The organism is Roseateles sp. GW821-FHT09B06, assembly GCF_059418245.1.
This window is the reverse complement of sequence record NZ_JBWKPM010000022.1, coordinates 74,724-92,599: the sequence shown is the minus strand read 5'-3', so window position 1 is coordinate 92,599 and position 17,876 is coordinate 74,724. Positions and strand designations below refer to the sequence as shown.

The window sequence follows — 17,876 nt, the reverse complement described above, 5'->3', positions numbered from 1 at the left end:
CCGGAAACCCAGCCGTCGCAGGCCGCCGCATCGGCGCCGCAAGAGCCCGCGTCCCAACTGGCGGCGGCCGATCCGCCTGCCAGCGCGGCGGCCGCTTCGGCCGCGGAACCCGGGCCGGAGTGGCCGCTGTCCACCCAGCTCGGCTACACGCTGACCGGCAACTACCGCGGGCCGGTCAGCGGCACGGCGCAGGTGCAGTGGATACGGCAGGGGCGGCGCTACCAGGTGCATCTGGACATCGACATCGGCCCGCTGATCAGCCGGCGCATGAGCAGCGACGGCGTGCTGACGCCCGAGGGCATCGCGCCCGAGCGCTATGACGAGGAGACCAAGGTGCTGCTGCGCGAGCGCCGGCAGGCCACCATCCGGTTCGAGCGCGAGGCGCGCCTGTTGCGGCTGCCGCAGGGCGCGCCGCAGGCGCTGCCGGCCGGCGTGCAGGATGCCGCCAGCCAGTTCGTGCAGCTGACATGGCTGTTCCTGACCGGCCGCGAGGCGCTGCGCGCGGGGCGGCTGATCGAGATGCCGCTGGCCCTGCCGCGCCGGCTCTACGGCTGGCGCTACGAGGTGCTGGGCGAGGAGCGGCTGCAGACGCCGATGGGGCCGCTGGACGCCTGGCATCTGGTCCCGCGGGTGGACCGTCCGGCGCGCAGCAGCGACCTGAGCGCCGAGGTCTGGGTGGCGCCCGCGCTGCAGTACCTGCCGGTGCGCCTGCGCATCGTGCAGGACGAGCAGAACTATCTGGACATGACGCTGAAGTCCGCGCCGCTGCAGGCGGCGCAGTAAAGTTGGCCCCGAACACAAACCGAGGAGACCCCCGATGAGCTACGAGTGCATCCTGACCGACGTGCGCGGCGATGGCGAGCGCAAGACCGGCCTGATCACGCTGAACCGCCCCAAGCAGCTGAACGCGCTGAACGACCAGCTGATGGACGAGCTGGGCCGGGCCCTCTTGGCCTTCGATGCCGACGACGGCATCGGCTGCATCGTGCTGACCGGCTCCGAGCGCGCCTTCGCGGCCGGCGCCGACATCCCGACGATGGCGCCGCACAATTTCATGAGCGCCTTCAAGAGCGGCCTGATCTCGAAGAACTGGGAAACCATCCTGCAGGTCAGGAAGCCGGTGATCGCCGCGGTGGCCGGCTTCGCGCTGGGCGGCGGCTGCGAGCTGGCGATGATGTGCGACTTCATCATCGCGGCCGAGACGGCCAAGTTCGGCCAGCCCGAGATCAAGCTGGGCATCATCCCCGGCGCCGGCGGGACCCAGCGCCTGCCGCGCGCGGTGGGCAAGAGCAAGGCCATGGACATGCTGCTGACCGCCCGCATGATGGATGCGGCCGAGGCCGAGCGCACCGGCCAGGTCTCGCGCGTGGTGCCGGCGGACAAGCTGCTGGAGGAGGCGCTGGCCGCGGCCGAGACCATCAACGGCTTCAGCGGCCCCTCGGTGATGCTGATCAAGGAACTGGTGAACCTGGCCTACCAGGGGCCGCTGACCGACGGGGTCAAGGTCGAACGGCGCTACTTCCATGCCCTGTTCGGCAGCGAGGACCAGCGCGAGGGCATGGATGCCTTCATCAACAAGCGCGGGCCGGCCTTCAAGCACCGCTGATCGCACAAATGGGTTCGTGAGGGTGGATGCTGTCAGGGATTCTTCTTATTTCTTGAACGCTTCATTCATGGTTGGCTAGTTTTTAACTTGTCGGTGAGTTTTTACAGTAGCGGCCATGGACAGGACGCGAGCAGCCGCTCCGTACGGTCCAGTCCACCAACACCAAGGAACTCATCATGAAGAAGCTGTCTGTGATTGCCCTGTCCCTGCTGGCCGCCGGTGCCGCGATGGCCCAGGGCCTGACCCGCGAGCAAGTGGTCGCCGATCTCGAGCGCGCCCGCAATGCCGGCGAACTGGCCGTGTGGAACACCGAGAATCCGGAAGCCTTCGGCCGCCTGGTGGACACCCGGTCCAACACCACCCGCAGCGCCGTGGTGGCCGAGTTGCAGCGCGCCCGTGCCAGCGGCGAGATCGCCCGCATCGACAGCGAAAGCTATGGCCAGTTCGTGCCGAACGCCCGCTCGACCAAGAGCCGCGCCGAGGTGCGGGCCGAGCTGGAGCGTGCCCGCGCCAACGGCGAACTGGCCGTGCTGAACAGCAACAACCCCGGCCATGCCGCGCTGATCGCGCAGCTGCAATCCGGCAAGAGCTCGGCCGAGCGCCTGGCCGGCCAGCCCAAGGGCGCCCAGTAAGCGCCTGCCGGTTTGCACGACCGAAGGTTGACAGGGAGGGCGGCTTCGGCCGCCCTTGTCGTCGTCCGGGGACGGGCGTCTGCGCCGCCGATTCTTCTGGTTTCGCGAATGGACCATCTTCGGATTGCCCATTTTTCTATCGCGCTCCGGTTTCTACAGTTTGAGCCATGGACAGGACGCGGACCGCGCGGTCCGCAACACCCTCAAGGCCATCACTGAAAGGACCTGATCATGAAGAAGCTGACCGTTGTCGCCCTCGCCCTCCTGGCCGCCGGTGCCGCCATGGCCGATGGCCCGAGCCGCGAACAGGTGATCGCCGAGCTGCAGCGTGCCCGCGACAGCGGCGAGCTGGTGCTGCAGAACAGCGAGAACCCCGATGCCTTTGGCCGCGCCGCGGTCGTGGCGCCCGTGCAGGCCCGCACGACCCGCCCGCAGGCGCTGTCCGCCGGTTCCGGCAAGACCCGTGCCGAGGTGGTGGCGGAACTGCAGCGCGCCCGCGCCAACGGCGAGCTGGATGCCGTCAACGGCTACGGTGGCTACTCGCACCTGGCGGCCATCAACCCGCCGGCCGGTCATGCGACCCCGGTCCTGGCCGGCGAAGCCAAGCGCGGCCAATAAGCGCGGCGACGCCCAACAAAAAGCGGCCCACGGGCCGCTTTTTTCGTTCACGTCCGCCGGCCGCCGGTTTCAGGCCTCGCGGCGCAGCGCGGGGAACAGGATCACGTCGCGGATGCTGGGCGAGTCGGTGATCAGCATCATCAGGCGGTCGATGCCGATACCGCAGCCGCCGGTCGGCGGCATGCCGTATTCCAGCGCGCGGATGAAGTCGGCGTCGAAGAACATCGCCTCCTCGTCGCCGGCATCCTTGTTGGCCACCTGGGCCTGGAAGCGCGCGGCCTGGTCCTCGGCGTCGTTCAGCTCGGAGAAGCCGTTGGCGTATTCGCGGCCGGTGATGAAGAGCTCGAAGCGCTCGGTGATGGCCGGGTTGCTGTCCGAGGCGCGGGCCAGCGGCGAAACCTCGACCGGATAGTCGATGATGAAGGTCGGCTGCCAGAGTTTTTCCTCGACGACGGCCTCGAACATGCCGAACTGCAGCTCGGGCAGCTTCCAATGCTTGGGCGCTTCCTCGCCATGCTTCTTCAGCTCGGCGCGCAGCACCTCGGCGTCATCGGCCTGCGCGGCCGTCAGGCCGGCATGGGCGATCAGCGAATCGCGCACCGACAGGCGGGCGAAGGGCTGGTCCAGATGCACCGGCTTGCCGGCGTAGCTGATGGCGGCGCTGCCGGTGGCGGCGATCGCGGCATGGCGCAGCACGGCCTCGGTGAAGTCCATCAGATCATGGTGCGTCCAGAAGGCCGCATAGAACTCCATCATCGTGAACTCGGGGTTGTGCCGGACCGAGATGCCTTCGTTGCGGAAGTTGCGGTTGATCTCGAACACGCGCTCGAAGCCGCCCACCACCAGGCGCTTCAGATAAAGCTCGGGCGCGATGCGCAGGAACATCTCCTGGTCCAGCGCGTTGTGGTGGGTGGTGAAGGGCTTGGCATTGGCGCCGCCGGGGATCGGGTGCAGCATCGGCGTCTCGACCTCCAGGAAGCCGTTGTCCACCATGAAGCTGCGGATCGAGGAGACGGCCTTGGAGCGGGCGACGAAGCGCTTGCGCGCGTCCTCGTCGGTGATCAGGTCGACATAGCGCTGGCGATACTTCTGCTCCTGGTCCGTCATGCCGTGGAACTTGTCGGGCAGCGGGCGCAGGCTCTTGGTCAGCAGGCGCAGATTGGAGACGCGCACCGACAGCTCGCCGGTCTTGGTCTTGAACAGGGTGCCCTCGGCGCCGACGATGTCGCCCAGGTCCAGGTGCTTGAAGGCGTCGTAGCTCTCTTCGCCGACGCCGTCCTTGGTGACGAAGAGCTGGAGGCGGCCGGTGGCGTCCTGCAGGGTGCCGAAGCTGGCCTTGCCCATGATGCGCTTGAGCATCAGGCGGCCGGCCACGCTGACGGCCACGCCCTGGGGCTCCAGCTCCTCGTTGGCTAGCTCGCCGTATTGCTGGACCAGGGGAAGGGCGCGGTGCTGGGGCTTGAAATCGTTGGGGAAGGGGACCGCGGTCTTGGCGCGCAGGGCGGCCAGCTTCTCGCGGCGCTCGGTGATCAGCTGGTTCTCGTCGGAAGCGGCGGGCGCGGTGGAAGCGGGGTTGGGCTGGGTCATCGTCGGTTCACTGAAGTTGGGCCGATTTTAGCGAGAGACCCACGTACCGCTGGGCGCTGTAAGGGGAGGGGCTTGGAAAACGACTGACAGTCACCAAATCCTCTATCTACCCAAGACCCAGGAGCAAACGATGACGAAGGCCTATCGCAAGACCGAGGAAGCGCTGGCTCGGCTGACGCCGGAGCAGTACCGCGTGACCCAGCAGAGCGGCACCGAGGCGCCGGGCACCGGCGAGTACGACCACCATTTCGAGCCCGGGCTCTATGTGGACATCGTGTCCGGCGAGCCGCTGTTCTCGTCGGCCGACAAGTTCGACTCGGGCTGCGGCTGGCCGGCCTTCGCCCGCCCGGTGGCCACCAATATCAACGAGATCAGCGACCGCAGCCACGGCATGATCCGCACCGAGGTGCGCTCGGTGCATGGCGACAGCCATCTGGGCCATGTCTTCAACGACGGCCCGCGCGCCCTGGGCGGCCTGCGCTACTGCATCAACTCGGCCTCGCTGCGCTTCATTCCCAAGGACCAAATGGCGGCCGAGGGCTATGGCGACTACCTGAAGACCCTGGAGGACGAGGCATGAGCAAGACAACCGAAACCGCAATCCTCGCCGGGGGCTGCTTCTGGGGCATGCAGGACCTGCTGCGCAAGATGCCCGGCGTGCAGAGCTCGCGCGTCGGCTATACCGGCGGCAGCAACGACAAGCCCACCTACCGCAACCATCCCGGCCATGCCGAGGCGCTGGAGCTGGTGTTCGATCCCGAGCGCCTGAGCTATCGCGAGCTGCTGGAGTTCTTCTTCCAGATCCACGACCCCAGCACCCGCGACCGCCAGGGCAACGACCTGGGCAGCAGCTACCGCTCGGCCATCTTCTACACCAGCGAGGCCCAGCGCCAGGTGGCGCTGGACACCATCGCCGATGTGGACGCGTCCGGCCTGTGGCCGGGCAAGGTGGTGACCGAGCTGGTGCCGGCGCCGACCTTCTGGGAGGCGGAGCCGGAGCATCAGGACTATCTGCTGCACCGGCCCGACGGCTACACCTGCCATTTCGCGCGGCCCGGCTGGAAGCTGCCGCGCCGCGGCGCGGCGTAGCAGGCCCAGGCGGCCGGGGCGGGCCCGTAGAATCCCGCCCATCATGCCCTTACCTATCCTCGATCGACCCATACGCTTCGCCCTGGTGGGCTGTGGCCGCATTGCCAAGAACCATGTGGAGGCGATCCGGGCGCACCAGGGCCGGGCCGAGCTGGTGGCCGTGTGCGACAAGCGTGCCCAGGCACTGGGCGAATTCGCCCAGGCCACCGGGGCCGCGGCCTTCGACTCGCTGGGCGCCCTGCTGGCCAGCGATGTCGCGCCCGATGTGGTGGTGCTGGCCACGCCCAGCGGCCTGCATTCGCAGCAGGCCGTCCAGGTGGCGGCGGCCGGCCGCCATGTGCTGACCGAGAAGCCGATGGCCACCAAGTTCGAGGAAGGCCAGGCCATGGTGCGCGCCTGCCGCGACGCCGGCGTCAAGCTCTTTGTCGTCAAGCAGAACCGCCTGAACACCACGGTGCAGCTGGTCAAGAAGGCCATCGACGAGGGCCGCTTCGGCCGCATCTACATGAGCACGGTGAACGTGTTCTGGACCCGGCCGCAGAGCTATTACGACGCGGCGCCCTGGCGCGGCCGCTGGGATCTGGACGGCGGCGCCTTCATGAACCAGGCCAGCCACTATGTGGACCTGCTGGACTGGCTGGTCGGGCCGGTCGATTCGGTCCATGCCTACACCGCCACCCTGGCGCGCGACATCGAGGCCGAGGATACCGGCGTGCTGAGCGTGCGCCTGCGCCATGGCGGCCTGGGTTCGATCAACGTCACGATGCTGACCTTCCCGCAGAACCTGGAAGGCTCGATCACCATCCTGGGCGAGAAGGGCACGGTCAAGATCGGCGGCACCGCGGTCAACAAGATCGAGCACTGGGCCTTTGCCGAGCCGCATCCGGACGACGCGGCCATCAAGAGCGCCAGCTACGAGACGGGCAGCGTCTACGGCTTCGGCCACCCGCTCTACTACGACAACGTGATCCGCACCCTGCGCGGCGAGGCCCATGCCGAGGTGGACGGCTACGAAGGCCTGCGCTCGCTGGAGATCCTGATCGCGGCCTACCGCAGCGCGCGCGACGGCCAGCGCGTCGGCTTACCGCTCGTTTTCTGACCATGGCTTACTGGAAACACGACAGCGCCATCGTCGACGAAGGTGCGCAGCTGGGCGAAGGCACCAAGGTCTGGCATTTCGCCCATGTCAGCCCGGGCGCGAAGATCGGCGCGCGCTGCTCGCTGGGGCAGGGCGTCTATGTCGGCAACGACGTGGCGATCGGCGACAACGTGCGCATCCAGAACAATGTCTCGGTCTATGACGCGGTGACGCTGGAGGACGATGTGTTCTGCGGCCCGAGCATGGTGTTCACCAATGTCTACAACCCGCGCGCCGCGGTGGCGCGCAAGAACGAATATCGCCGCACCCTGGTGCAGCGGGGCGCCACCCTGGGCGCCAACTGCACCATCGTCTGCGGCACGACCGTCGGCGAGCATGCCTTTGTCGGCGCCGGTGCCGTGGTGCAGAAGGACGTCAAACCCTTCGCGCTGATGGTGGGCGTGCCGGCGCGGCGCATCGGCTGGATGAGCCGTTTCGGCGAACGCCTGGTCTTCGACGCGGCCGGTATCGCGCAATGCCCGCAGACCGGCGACGAATACCGCCTCGATGGCGAGGTCTGCACTCTTGTGAAAGAAGGCCGCTTGTGAGTTCTCTGCCGTTCATCGACCTGAAGGCCCAGTACGCCGCGCTGAGGGACGACATCAACGCGCGCATCCAGCGCGTGCTGGACCATGGCCAGTACATCATGGGCCCCGAGGTCAAGGAGCTGGAGGAGAAGCTGGCCGCCCATGTGGGCGTGAAGCATTGCATCACGGTCGCCAGCGGCACCGAGGCCCTGCTGATCGCGCTGCTGGCGCTGGACCTGAAGCCCGGCGACGAGGTCATCACGACGCCTTTCACCTTTGCCGCCACCGTCGAGGTGATCGCGCTGCTGGGCGCGGTGCCGGTCTATGTGGACATCGAGCCCGACACCTGCAATGTCGATGCGCGCCTGATCGAGGCCGCGATCACGCCGAAGACGCGCGCCATCATGCCGGTGAGCCTCTATGGCCAGGTGGCCGACATGGACGAGATCAATGCCATTGCGGCGCGCCATGGCGGCATCCCGGTGATCGAGGACGCGGCGCAGAGCTTCGGTGCCACGTACAAGGGCAGGAAGAGCTGCGGCCTCAGCACCTGGGGCGCCACCAGCTTCTTCCCCAGCAAGCCGCTGGGCTGCTATGGCGACGGCGGCGCGCTGTTCACCGACGACGATGCACTGGCTAAAGGAGCGCGCGAGATCCGCGTGCATGGCCAGAGCGCGCGCTACACCCATACCCGCGTCGGCGTCGGCGGGCGCATGGACACCCTGCAATGCGCGGTGGTGCTGGGCAAGCTCGAGCGCTTCGACTGGGAGATCGCACAGCGCCTGGCGATCGGCGCGCGCTACCAGCAATTGCTGGCCGACCTGCCGGTGCAGCGCCTGGCCGTGCGCGACGACCGCGACTGCGTCTGGGCCCAGTTCACCATGCTGACCGAGCGCCGCGCCGAGGTGCAGAAAGCGCTCAACGAGGCCGGCATCCCGACCGCCATCCATTACCCGAAGCCGCTGCACCGCCAGCCCGCCTATGCCCGGCCTGAGCTGAGCTTTCCCCATGCAGAGGCGGCCGCCGAGCGCGTGATCAGCCTGCCGATGAGCGCCGACCTCAGCCTCGCGCAGCAGGACCTGGTCGTCGCGGCCCTGGCGCGTGTGCTGGAGGAATGAAGCTCGACCCTTGGCAGTGCAATGCTCGGGGCTGGCCGGTCCTGCAGCGCATGCTGATGGCCGGTCTTGGCCGCCTGATGGCGAGGCAGGGGCAACGCCTGCTGGACGAGGGCTATCCGGCCGTGGCCACCTATGCCTTCGACCTGGTCGGGCACCAGATCAATCTGCGCGGCCGCTACGAGCGCGAGGAACTGGCCGCCGTGTGGCAGTTGCTGCGGACGCTGGATTCGCGAGCTCGCGGCCTGTGCGTGGACATCGGGGCCAACATCGGCAACCACTCGCTGTTCTTCGCCCAGCATTTCAGCGAGGTCTGGGCATTTGAACCGCACCCCAGGACCTTTCAGCTGCTCGCGCTGAACGCACAGCTGACGAGCAAGGTGCGCCCTTTTGCGCTGGGACTGTCCGACAGCCCGGGAACGGCCTGGATCGACCTGCCGGCCGGCAACGCGGGCATGGCCTCGGTGTCCGAGGCGCCTGCCCAGGGGCGCTGGCCCTGCACGCTGTCGACGCTGGACGAGCAATGGCAGCTGGCGGGCAGCCCGCCGGTCTCGCTGATCAAGATCGATGTCGAGGGACATGAGGCGCGCGTTTTGCGCGGCGCGGCGCAGCTGTTGCGCAGCGAGCAGCCGATCGTCCTGCTGGAGCAGGCCGCCGGCGAGTTTCGCGATGGCAGCACGCCCGCGCTGGACCTGCTGCGGTCCGGCGGCTACAGCGCCTTCGTCACGCTGCAGCCCTATCCCGACGTGCGCCCCAGGGCGCTGAATCTGTTGCTGCGCCTGCTCGGGGGCGAGGGCTTTCGCTTCATGTGGCGGCGCAGCCTGCCGGCGCAGTTCTATTCGATGATCGTGGCCGTCCCCGCTGCGCTGGTGCCGGCCGGAGCGCTGCCCGACCGATGAACCTGTTGTTCATCCCCTCGTGGTTCCCCAGCGCGGCCAAGCCGATGGCGGGGCGCTTCGTGCTGGACCAGGTGCGCGCGCTGCAGCGCCACGCGCCGGCGCTGCAGGTGGCGGTGGCGAGCTGGGGCCACCATCACGGGGCCTTGTCCTTGCGCGAGCCGGCACGCAGCGTCCGTGCCCTGCAATGGCGGCTCGGCCAGGGGCGGCGCGGGGCGCGCTGGGAGCGCATCGAGGGGGTCGACTGCGCGTTGCGCCCGGCCCTGTCCTGGAACCTGGGCTGGCGCGGCGGCGGCGTGCGCGGCCAGCTGGCGGCCTGTCGCGACGCCCTGCGGCTGGCGCTGCAGCGCTGGGGACGCGTGGACCTGCTGCATGCCCATGTCAGCTTTCCCGCCGGCTACATCGCCCGCCAGCTGGGGCAGGAGTTCGGCCTGCCTTATGTGCTGACCGAGCATATGGGCCCCTTTCCCTTCCCGTCGCTGCGCCGGCCGGATGGCGCGGTGGCCGATCTGCTGCGCCCGGTCTTCGCGGACGCGGCCACCGTGATGGCCGTGAGCCCGTCGCTGGCGGCGGCGATTCGGGCCGAGGGGCTGGCCTGCCAAGAGGTGGTACCCAATGTCGTCGATGTCGACCGCTTCAGCGCCGTCCCCATGCCCCCGGATCGGCTGGGGCGGCCGCGCGTGCTGCTGGCGATCGGCGGGCTGACGCCTCAGAAGGGCTTCGACCTGCTGCTGCAGGCCCTGGCGATGTGGAATCCGCCGGCCGGGCAGGTGGAGTTGCAGATCGCTGGCGACGGACCCGAGCGCGCTGCGCTGCAGGCGCTGTCGCGCAGCCTGGGCCTGGAGGGGCGCGTGCGCTGGCTGGGCGCCCTGCATCCGGACCAGGTGCCGCAGGCCTTGGCGGGCGCGGATGCGCTGGTCTCGGCGTCGCGACATGAGACCTTCGGGGTGGTGCTGGCCGAGGCCCTGGCGGCCGGCCGGCCCGTGCTGGCCACCCGCTGCGGCGGGCCGGAGTCGGTGGTGACGGCGGAGGTCGGGCGTCTGGTGGCGGTCGAGGACGTCGCGGCGCTGGCCCAGGGGATGGCCTGGCTGCTGGAGCATCTGGCCGCGTTTCCGGCCGAGCGCCTGCGCGCCCTTGCGGCCGAGCGTTTCGGTGCGGCGGCCGTGGCGGCCCGGTTGCAGCCCATCTACGAGCGGGCCGTGCAGGCCCGTCGCGCCGCATGAGCGGGGGGCCGGGGTTGATGTCCAGCGCCCTGCGGGTGGGCCTCGGCCTGGCCGCCGCGCAGGCGCTGATGCTGGGCGCGATGCCGGTTTGGGCGCGGCAGTTCGCGGCCGAGGACTTCGCGCTGCTCGGGTTGTGGATGGCCGCCAGCGCCGTGGTCTCGGTGCTGGTCAGCCTGCGTTACGAGACGATGCTGGTCCTGCCCGACAGCGCCGCCGAAGCGGCCGCGCTGTATCGCCTGGCCGCGCGCGTCATCGCCGGCCTCAGCCTGGCCTTGGCGGGCCTGGCCCTGGTGCTGCAGCAGTGGCTGCCGCGCGGGCTCGACGCGCTGGGCCTGGGCGGGCTGTCGGCCTGGCTGCCCTGGGCCGTCCTGGCCGGCGGCTGCAGCGCCTGGATGGGCCTGAGCCTGGCCTGGCTCAACCGGCAGCAGGCCTATGGGGCGATGAATCGAGCCCGGCTGGTGCAGGCCGGATTGACCGTGGTCGGCGTCACGCTGTCGGGAAGCCTGGATTGGCATGCGGGACTCTGGGTCTCGCATGGGCTGGGGGCGTTCGGCGGTGCCTGTGCGGCGGCGCTGGCCCTGCGCGCGGACCTGCCGCCCCGGACCCTGGCGTGGCGCGACGTGGTGCGGCGCCATCGCGCGGCGCCGCTGTACCTGCTGCCCAGCGCCCTGATGGACACGGTCACGCAGCAACTGCCCCTGCTGTTGGCGCTGCAATGGTTCGGCAGCCAGCCGGCGGGTCAGTTCACGCTGGCCTGGCGAGCGTTGGCGTTGCCGATGTTCATGGCGGCGGCCGCCGTCGGCGCGGTCTTCTACCAGCGCTTTGCGCGCCTGGCGACGCAGCCGGCCGCGGCACGGGCCCTGTTGCGCAAGACCTGGGGCTGGGGACTGCTGGGCTGGGCCTTGTTGTGCATCGCGATGGTGCTGATGGCCGAGCCTTTGTTAGGCTGGGTGTTCGGCGCGATCTGGCAGCCGGCCGGTGCGATGGCGGCGGTGCTGACGCCGATGGTGGCGGCCATGGCGCTAAGCTCCGCGACCTCCGGCGCATTGATCGTGCTGGGCGGGCAACGCTATGTGCCGCTGTTCGGCCTGGCGATGCTGCTGGGCCGTCCGCTGGTGTTCTGGTGGGGTAGCGGCGATGGCGATCTGCTGGCAGCCCTGCGGCTCTGGGTGGTGCTGGAAATGGTGCTGATCGTTCTGTACAACGCGCTGATCTGGCGTCGACTGCGAGTGGCCTGAACATGTGTGGAATCGTGCTTTGCCATCTGCCGGAGGGCAGCCCCGCCGGGCATGTGCTGCGCATGAACCATGCAATGCGCCACCGCGGCCCCGATGGCGAAGGCTATCTGCTGGTGCGCGGCGCGGAGCAGCTCAGCGTCGGCGGGCCCGACAGCGCGCCGGACATCCTCGGCGTGCCCGGCGGGGCGCCCGACGGCCGGATCGATCCGCACCTGGATGCGCCCTTCGAGCTGATCATGGCGCACCGCCGCCTGGCCATCGTGGACCTGTCGCCGACCGGGCATCAGCCGATGCGCGGCGCGGATGGGCAGTGGGTCGTGTTCAACGGCGAGATCTACAACTTCGTTGAACTGCGCGCGGAGCTGGCGGCGCTGGGGCACCGTTTCCGCGGGCACAGCGACACCGAGGTGCTGCTGGCGGCGCTGGCGCAATGGGGCGAGGCGGCCCTGCAGCGCTTCAACGGCATGTGGGCGCTGGTCGTGTTCGATCCGGTACGGCGCGAGCTGTTCATCGCCCGCGATCGCTTCGGGGTCAAGCCGCTGTACGTCTGGCAAGGGCCGCGCGGCGGACTGATGCTGGCCTCCGAGGTGAAGGCCCTGCTGCAGCACCCGCTGGTACAGACCGGCCCGGATCTGGACGCCTGCGAAGCCTTTCTCAACCAGGGCCCCGATGAGGCGGCGCCGGGTACTCCGTTCCGCGGCATCGCGAGGTTCCCGGCCGGGCATTTCGCCCGCTACCGCCTGGACGGCGGCGGGCTTCGGCCGCAGCCCTTCTGGCAATGGCCGACGGCGCCGCTGCCGACGGCCCCGTTCGATGCCGGGGAGGCAAGGCGATTGCAGGATCGCTACCTGGAACTGCTCGACGATGCCGTGCGGCTGCGGCTGCGCGCCGACGTGCGGGTCGGGACCGCGCTCAGCGGCGGACTGGACAGCTCCAGCGTGGCCTTGCTGGTGAACCGGCAACTGCATGGGCTGGGGGCGAGCGGCCAGCAGGAGGTGTTCTCCAGCGTCTACCGCGACCCGGCCTACGCGGCCGCCGACGAGAGCGCCTATATCGCCCAGGTGGCGGCGCAATTGGGGGTGCACAGCAACACCGTCGAGGCCCGCTGGCAGGATCTGCCGGCCGAGCATGAGCGCATGATCTGGGCCCTGGACACGCCGCCGGCGAATTCGCTGATGTCCAGCTGGCATACCTATATGCTGGTCGCGCGCTGCGGCGTCACCGTCACCCTGGACGGCCAAGGTGCCGACGAGCAACTGGCCGGCTATGCGCGCTATGCCCGCAACCATCTGCTGAACATCCAATGGCCCGAGGCGCTGCGCATGGCGCGCCAGTTCCAGGCCACGATGCCGGGCCTCGCCCCGCAGCTGGCCAGCGGATTGGCGCTGAAGGCGGTCCGGACGCTGGCCGGCCCGACGGCCGCGGCGGGCCTCGTGCGCCTGCTGCGCATGGGCAGCCAGCCGCTGTGGACGGTGGATCAGGCCTTGCGAGGCGATTTCGCCGGCCCGCTGTCGAACCTGATCCACTATGCCGACAAGACCTCGATGGCCTGGTCCGTGGAGTCGCGCATGCCCTTCATGGACTACCGGCTGGTGGAGTTTCTTGCGACGGTGCCCGCGGCCTACAAGCTGCACCAGGGCTGGACCAAGTGGCTGGCCCGCGCCGCCCTGCACGAAGGCCTGCCGGCCTCGATCGCATGGCGTCGCGACAAGCTGGGCTGGCCGATCCCGGAGGCCCAATGGTTCGGCGGACCCCTGGCCGGCTGGCTGGACACGCAGTTGCAGCGCAGCGAATTCGCCGCGACCATGGCGGCGCGCGCGCGCCCGCGCCCCGGCCTGGCCGCGCGCCTGCGGCAGATGAATCTGGCCGTCTGGCACCGCCTGTTTTTCGAAGAGGCCGACCGCCCCGGGCGACCGCTGGGGCGCAGCGGCCTGCGCGCTGATCCATCCTTGACCTGAACCGCCTTGCCTGCCCCAAGCCCGATGTCCCGCCCCCATGTGCTCCACCTCACGACGGTGCATCCGCGTGATGACATTCGCATCTTCCACAAGGAATGCCGCAGCCTGGCGGCGGCCGGGTACCGGGTGACCCTGCTCGTCGGCGACGGGCTGGGCGATGCCGAGGTCGACGGCGTTCGCATCGTCGACCTGGGCCCAAGGCCCGCCGGCCGCCTGCAACGCATGCGCGAGCAGCCGCGGCGCGCGCTGGCGCGCGTGCGCGAGCTGCGGCCCACCCTCGTGCATTTCCATGATCCGGAGCTGCTGCCGGTCGGCGTCCAGCTTCAGCGCGAAGGCATGCTCGCGGTCTACGACGCGCACGAGGATGTGCCGCGGCAGATTCTCACCAAGCAGTGGATCCCGGCGCCGCTGCGCCCGGCGCTGTCGCGGGTCTTTGAGTTCTACGAGAACCGGCAGGTGCGCCGCCTGCGCGCCGTGGTCGCCGCGACGCCGCACATCCGCGACCGCTTCGTCGCGCTGGGCGTGACGGCCCTGACCGTGGCCAACTATCCGCATCCCACCGAGCTGGCGGTCCCCTCCAAGGGCGTGCCGCGCGAGCCGGCGCTGTGCTATGTCGGGGGCATCACGCGCACACGAGGCGCCCTCCAGATGGTGCAGCTGCTGGAGCGCCTGCCCGGCGTTCGCCTGCTGCTGTGCGGCAGCATGGAGGACGCGGCGCTGGAGCAGCAACTGCGTGCGCTGCCCGGCTGGCGGCAGGTCGACTATCTCGGCCGGGTGGACCGTGCCGGCGTGCGCGAGGTGATGGCTCGGTCCCGCCTGGGTCTGGTGACCTTGCTGCCGCTGCCCAGCTACCAGGACGCGCTGCCGATCAAGATGTTCGAGTACATGTCGGCCGAGCTGCCGGTGCTGGCGTCCGACTTCCCGCTATGGCGCGACATCGTCGAGCGGGCCGGCTGCGGTGTCTGCGTCGATCCGACCGATGTCGAGTGCATGGCGCGGGCGGCTTCGGCCCTGCTGGCCGATCCGGCCCGCTGCGCCCTGCTCGGGCGGCAGGGGCGGGCGGCCGTCGACCGGGAATTCAACTGGCCGCGCCAGGAGCAGGCCCTGCTGGCCGGCTACGAACAGCTCTTGGGAAGCGACCGGTGAAGATCCTGCTGATCAATCACTACGCCGGTTCGCCCCAGCATGGCATGGAGTACCGGCCCTACTACCTGGCGCGCGAATGGGTGCGCCAGGGGCATCAGGTGCTGATCCTGGCGGCCTCGCAGTCGCATGTGCGCAGCCAGCAGCCGCAGCCGGGTGGCCAGACGATAGACGGCATCTCCTACTGCTGGTACGACACCCCCGCCTACCGGGGCAATGGCCTGGGCCGGGTGCGCAATATCTGGTCCTTCTGCCGCCAGGTCTGGGCCGATGCCGACATCCTGGCGCGCGAGTTCCAGCCCGACGCGGTGATCGCATCCAGCACCTACCCGATGGACATCTGGGTGGCGCGGCGCATCGTGCGCAAGGCCAAGAAAAGCAAGGCCAAGCTGGTCTACGAGGTGCACGACCTCTGGCCGCTGTCGCCGATCGAGCTGTCGGGCATGTCGCCGCTGCATCCGTTCGCGCTGCTGTGCCAGAAGGCCGAGAACGATGCCTACCGCGACGCCGATGTCGTGGTGTCCATGCTGCCGAAGGTGCAGGGCCATATGGCGGCCCATGGGCTGGACCCGAACAAGCTGCACATCGTGCCCAACGGCATCAGCCTGGACGAATGGGACGAGGCGACCCATGCGGGCCTGCCGGCCGAGATCGCCACGCATCTGGCGCTGCAGCGGGCCGCCGGCCGGCTGGTGCTGGGCTATGCGGGATCGCATGGCCTGCCCAATGCGCTGGACACGCTGCTGGACGCGGCCAAGCTGCTCAAGGGCGAGCCGCTGGCGATCGTGCTGGTCGGCGGCGGGCATGAGAAGGCGCGGCTGGCCGCGCGCGTGCGCGACGAGGGCCTGGGCAACGTGGCGCTGTTCGACCCGATCCCGAAGATCGAGATCCCGGCCCTGCTGGCCGGCTTCGACATCGCCTATATCGGCTGGCAGCGCACGCCGATCTACCGCTTCGGCATCGCGCCGAACAAGCTGATGGACTACATGATGGCGCGCCGCCCGGTGCTGCATTCGGTCGAGGCCGGCAACGACCCGGTGCTCGAGGCCGGCGCCGGGTTGACCGTGGCACCGGAGGACGCGGTGGCCGTGGCCGAGGGCATCCGCCGGCTGGCGGCGCTGCCGGCGGCGGAGCGCGCCGCGATGGGCGAACGCGGGCGGCGTTTCGTGCTGGCGCAGCATACCTATCCGGTCCTGGCGCAACGTTTCATCGACGCATTGACATGAACAGCAGCGAACCCCGTCAGCAGGAATTGCAGGCCATCGCCGAGCGCTATGCACGCCGGCAGGGCTCCGACCGTTACAGCCTGCTGCGGCCCGAGGTCTGGCAGATGGTGCAGGAGCGCCAGCGCGCGCTGCTGAAGGTGCTGGCGCGGCGGGCCGGGCGGCCCGCCGACTGGCGGCTGGCCGAGGTGGGCTGCGGCGCCGGCGGCAATCTGCTGGAGATGCTGCGGCTGGGGCTGGCGCCGGAGCACCTGAGCGGCATCGAACTGCTGCCCGAGCGCTTCGAGGCGGCGCGCGCCGTGCTGCCGCCGGCCGTGCGCCTGAGCCTGGGCGATGCCTCGCGGGCCGCGCTGGCGAGCGGCAGCCAGGACCTGGTGCTGCAGTCCACCGTGTTTTCTTCCATCCTGGACGATGGCGTGCAGCAGGGCCTGGCGGATGCGATGTGGCGCTGGTTGAAGCCCGGCGGCGCGGTTCTCTGGTACGACTTCATCGTCGACAATCCACGCAATCGCGATGTGCGCGGCGTGCCACTAGTGCGGGTGCGGCAGCTGTTCCCCGAGGGGCGGCTCTCCAGCCGGCGCCTGACCCTGGCGCCGCCGCTGGCGCGCCTGGTCTGCCGTGCACATCCCGCCGCCTACACCGCCTTCAACAGCATTCCCTGGCTGCGCACCCATGTGCTGGCCGTGATCGAAAAACCATGAGCAACGAACTGCCCTTCCTGCCCTTCGCCCTGCCCGAGATCGGCGAGGAGGAAATCAACGAGGTGGTCGACACCCTGCGCAGCGGCTGGGTCACGACCGGGCCCAAGGCCAGGCGCTTCGAGCAGGCCTTTGCCGAGTACCTGGGCCAGCATGGCGAGGGGGAGATCGAGTGCATCGCGGTCAACTCGGCCACCGCCGGCCTGCATCTGGCGCTGGAGGCCTTGGGCCTGGGCCCCGGCGACGAGGTGATCACGACCACCCACACCTTCACCGCGACCGCCGAGGTGGTGCGCTACCTGGGCGCGGATGTGGTGCTGGTGGACATCGATCCGGCCACCTTGAACATCGACCCGAAGCTGGTCGAGGCGGCGATCACGCCCAGGACGCGCTGCATCATCCCGGTCCATTACGCCGGCCTGGCGGTGGACATGATCGCGATCCTGGACATCGCCCGCAAGCATGGGCTGCGCGTGGTCGAGGATGCCGCCCATGCGCTGCCGACGACCCTGGAGAAGGAGCTGATCGGCACGATGGGCAGCGACGCCACGGTGTTCAGCTTCTACGCCAACAAGACCATGACGACCGGCGAGGGCGGCATGCTGGTGACGCGCAACGCGGAACTGGCCCAGCGCGCGAGGGTGATGCGCCTGCACGGCATGAACCGCGACGCCTTCGACCGCTTTACCGCCAAGACGCCGTCCTGGTACTACGAGATCGTGGCGCCCGGCTTCAAGTACAACCTGACCGATATCGCGGCCGCGCTGGGCCTGCACCAGCTCAAGCGCCTGCCGGCCTTCCAGGCCCGGCGCGAGCAGATTGCGGCCGCCTACAACGAGGCTTTCGCCGATCTGCCGCTGATCCTGCCGCCGCAGGCGCCCGAGGGCGACACCCATTCCTGGCATCTCTATGTGCTGCGCCTGGCCGACGAGCTGGCGATCGAGCGCGACGCCTTCATCGAACGCATGTATGCCGCCGGCATCGGCTGCAGCGTGCACTACATCCCGCTGCACCTGCATCCCTACTGGCGCGAGCGCTACGGCCTGAGGCCCGAACAGTTCCCGCATTCGCAGAAGGCGTTCGAGCGCATGCTCAGCATTCCGCTCTACACCGCGATGACGGATGCCGATGTGCAGCGCGTGATCGACGCGGTGCGCAGCATCGCGCTGGGCGAGGACTGAGGAC

18 protein-coding genes are annotated in these 17,876 nt (G+C 69.5%); 17 read left to right on the top strand and 1 reads right to left on the bottom strand.

Features of this window, described 5'->3' with window-relative positions; all coding sequences use genetic code 11:
- The 4 genes from AC07OQ_RS17985 to AC07OQ_RS17970 all read left to right on the top strand — a co-directional run.
- The coding region (locus AC07OQ_RS17985) for a DUF3108 domain-containing protein (protein ID WP_495054506.1) at positions 1 to 783 on the top strand (783 nt) is incomplete at its 5' end.
- 34 nt (positions 784 to 817) lie between these two features.
- Positions 818 to 1,606 (top strand): enoyl-CoA hydratase, encoded by a 789-nt coding sequence (locus tag AC07OQ_RS17980; protein ID WP_495054505.1) that lies wholly within the window; start codon positions 818 to 820, stop codon positions 1,604 to 1,606.
- 176 nt (positions 1,607 to 1,782) lie between these two features.
- Positions 1,783 to 2,238, top strand: a complete 456-nt coding sequence (locus tag AC07OQ_RS17975) for a DUF4148 domain-containing protein (RefSeq protein ID WP_495054504.1) — start codon at positions 1,783 to 1,785, stop codon at positions 2,236 to 2,238.
- A 231-nt stretch (positions 2,239 to 2,469) separates the two neighbouring features.
- A complete protein-coding gene (locus AC07OQ_RS17970) occupies positions 2,470 to 2,856 on the top strand; it encodes a DUF4148 domain-containing protein (protein ID WP_495054503.1) in 387 nt (128 codons plus the stop codon).
- A gap of 69 nt (positions 2,857 to 2,925) precedes the next feature.
- Here AC07OQ_RS17970 and lysS read toward each other — a convergent pair whose 3' ends face one another.
- Positions 2,926 to 4,443 (bottom strand): lysine--tRNA ligase, encoded by a 1,518-nt coding sequence (gene lysS, locus AC07OQ_RS17965; protein WP_495054502.1) that lies wholly within the window; start codon positions 4,441 to 4,443, stop codon positions 2,926 to 2,928.
- A gap of 130 nt (positions 4,444 to 4,573) precedes the next feature.
- Here lysS and msrB point away from each other — a divergent pair, with 130 nt between their 5' ends.
- From msrB to AC07OQ_RS17900, 13 genes are read left to right on the top strand one after another with little or no spacing between them, the layout of a single operon-like run.
- Positions 4,574 to 5,023 carry a peptide-methionine (R)-S-oxide reductase MsrB gene (gene msrB, locus AC07OQ_RS17960; protein ID WP_495054501.1) on the top strand — a complete coding sequence of 150 codons (450 nt, stop codon included), beginning with the start codon at positions 4,574 to 4,576 and terminating at the stop codon, positions 5,021 to 5,023.
- Entirely contained in the window at positions 5,020 to 5,532 is a 513-nt protein-coding gene (gene msrA, locus AC07OQ_RS17955; protein WP_495054500.1) for a peptide-methionine (S)-S-oxide reductase MsrA, read from the top strand. Before msrB ends, msrA begins: the two co-directional genes overlap by 4 nt.
- Positions 5,533 to 5,575: 43 nt before the next feature.
- The gene (locus AC07OQ_RS17950; RefSeq protein WP_495054499.1) at positions 5,576 to 6,631 is read left to right on the top strand and encodes a Gfo/Idh/MocA family protein; all 1,056 of its coding nucleotides are present in this window, start codon (positions 5,576 to 5,578) and stop codon (positions 6,629 to 6,631) included.
- A gap of 2 nt (positions 6,632 to 6,633) precedes the next feature.
- Positions 6,634 to 7,218 carry an acyltransferase gene (locus tag AC07OQ_RS17945; RefSeq protein WP_495054498.1) on the top strand — a complete coding sequence of 195 codons (585 nt, stop codon included), beginning with the start codon at positions 6,634 to 6,636 and terminating at the stop codon, positions 7,216 to 7,218.
- A gap of 5 nt (positions 7,219 to 7,223) precedes the next feature.
- On the top strand, positions 7,224 to 8,315 hold the full coding sequence (locus AC07OQ_RS17940) for a DegT/DnrJ/EryC1/StrS family aminotransferase (RefSeq protein ID WP_495054508.1): 1,092 nt from the start codon (positions 7,224 to 7,226) through the stop codon (positions 8,313 to 8,315).
- A complete protein-coding gene (locus AC07OQ_RS17935; RefSeq protein WP_495054497.1) occupies positions 8,312 to 9,211 on the top strand; it encodes an FkbM family methyltransferase in 900 nt (299 codons plus the stop codon). Before AC07OQ_RS17940 ends, AC07OQ_RS17935 begins: the two co-directional genes overlap by 4 nt.
- Positions 9,208 to 10,431: a glycosyltransferase gene (locus AC07OQ_RS17930; RefSeq protein ID WP_495054496.1), complete on the top strand. Its 1,224-nt coding sequence runs from the start codon at positions 9,208 to 9,210 to the stop codon at positions 10,429 to 10,431. The genes AC07OQ_RS17935 and AC07OQ_RS17930 overlap by 4 nt, the downstream gene beginning before the upstream one ends.
- A 17-nt stretch (positions 10,432 to 10,448) precedes the next feature.
- Positions 10,449 to 11,669 (top strand): lipopolysaccharide biosynthesis protein, encoded by a 1,221-nt coding sequence (locus tag AC07OQ_RS17925; protein WP_495054495.1) that lies wholly within the window; start codon positions 10,449 to 10,451, stop codon positions 11,667 to 11,669.
- Positions 11,670 to 11,671: 2 nt separating this feature from the next.
- Positions 11,672 to 13,627: an asparagine synthase (glutamine-hydrolyzing) gene (gene asnB, locus AC07OQ_RS17920; RefSeq protein WP_495054494.1), complete on the top strand. Its 1,956-nt coding sequence runs from the start codon at positions 11,672 to 11,674 to the stop codon at positions 13,625 to 13,627.
- Between the two features lie 24 nt (positions 13,628 to 13,651).
- Positions 13,652 to 14,773, top strand: a complete 1,122-nt coding sequence (locus tag AC07OQ_RS17915) for a glycosyltransferase family 4 protein (protein WP_495054493.1) — start codon at positions 13,652 to 13,654, stop codon at positions 14,771 to 14,773.
- Complete coding sequence (locus AC07OQ_RS17910) at positions 14,770 to 15,996, top strand: glycosyltransferase family 4 protein (protein WP_495054492.1); 1,227 nt, start codon at positions 14,770 to 14,772, stop codon at positions 15,994 to 15,996. Before AC07OQ_RS17915 ends, AC07OQ_RS17910 begins: the two co-directional genes overlap by 4 nt.
- Positions 15,993 to 16,694: a class I SAM-dependent methyltransferase gene (locus AC07OQ_RS17905; RefSeq protein ID WP_495054491.1), complete on the top strand. Its 702-nt coding sequence runs from the start codon at positions 15,993 to 15,995 to the stop codon at positions 16,692 to 16,694. The genes AC07OQ_RS17910 and AC07OQ_RS17905 overlap by 4 nt, the downstream gene beginning before the upstream one ends.
- Positions 16,691 to 17,872 carry a DegT/DnrJ/EryC1/StrS family aminotransferase gene (locus AC07OQ_RS17900; protein ID WP_495054490.1) on the top strand — a complete coding sequence of 394 codons (1,182 nt, stop codon included), beginning with the start codon at positions 16,691 to 16,693 and terminating at the stop codon, positions 17,870 to 17,872. The genes AC07OQ_RS17905 and AC07OQ_RS17900 overlap by 4 nt, the downstream gene beginning before the upstream one ends.
- Positions 17,873 to 17,876: the final 4 nt, after the last annotated feature.

Bases quoted from the DNA above. Each gene is read 5' to 3' on its own strand.
- AC07OQ_RS17980 (WP_495054505.1), top strand. From the start codon at position 818: ATGAGCTACGAGTGCATCCTGACCGACGTGCGCGGCGATGGCGAGCGC.
- AC07OQ_RS17975 (WP_495054504.1), top strand. From the start codon at position 1,783: ATGAAGAAGCTGTCTGTGATTGCCCTGTCCCTGCTGGCCGCCGGTGCC.
- AC07OQ_RS17970 (WP_495054503.1), top strand. From the start codon at position 2,470: ATGAAGAAGCTGACCGTTGTCGCCCTCGCCCTCCTGGCCGCCGGTGCC.
- lysS (WP_495054502.1), bottom strand. From the start codon at position 4,443: ATGACCCAGCCCAACCCCGCTTCCACCGCGCCCGCCGCTTCCGACGAG.
- msrB (WP_495054501.1), top strand. From the start codon at position 4,574: ATGACGAAGGCCTATCGCAAGACCGAGGAAGCGCTGGCTCGGCTGACG.
- msrA (WP_495054500.1), top strand. From the start codon at position 5,020: ATGAGCAAGACAACCGAAACCGCAATCCTCGCCGGGGGCTGCTTCTGG.
- AC07OQ_RS17950 (WP_495054499.1), top strand. From the start codon at position 5,576: ATGCCCTTACCTATCCTCGATCGACCCATACGCTTCGCCCTGGTGGGC.
- AC07OQ_RS17945 (WP_495054498.1), top strand. From the start codon at position 6,634: ATGGCTTACTGGAAACACGACAGCGCCATCGTCGACGAAGGTGCGCAG.
- AC07OQ_RS17935 (WP_495054497.1), top strand. From the start codon at position 8,312: ATGAAGCTCGACCCTTGGCAGTGCAATGCTCGGGGCTGGCCGGTCCTG.
- AC07OQ_RS17930 (WP_495054496.1), top strand. From the start codon at position 9,208: ATGAACCTGTTGTTCATCCCCTCGTGGTTCCCCAGCGCGGCCAAGCCG.
- AC07OQ_RS17925 (WP_495054495.1), top strand. From the start codon at position 10,449: ATGTCCAGCGCCCTGCGGGTGGGCCTCGGCCTGGCCGCCGCGCAGGCG.
- asnB (WP_495054494.1), top strand. From the start codon at position 11,672: ATGTGTGGAATCGTGCTTTGCCATCTGCCGGAGGGCAGCCCCGCCGGG.
- AC07OQ_RS17915 (WP_495054493.1), top strand. From the start codon at position 13,652: ATGTCCCGCCCCCATGTGCTCCACCTCACGACGGTGCATCCGCGTGAT.
- AC07OQ_RS17905 (WP_495054491.1), top strand. From the start codon at position 15,993: ATGAACAGCAGCGAACCCCGTCAGCAGGAATTGCAGGCCATCGCCGAG.
- AC07OQ_RS17900 (WP_495054490.1), top strand. From the start codon at position 16,691: ATGAGCAACGAACTGCCCTTCCTGCCCTTCGCCCTGCCCGAGATCGGC.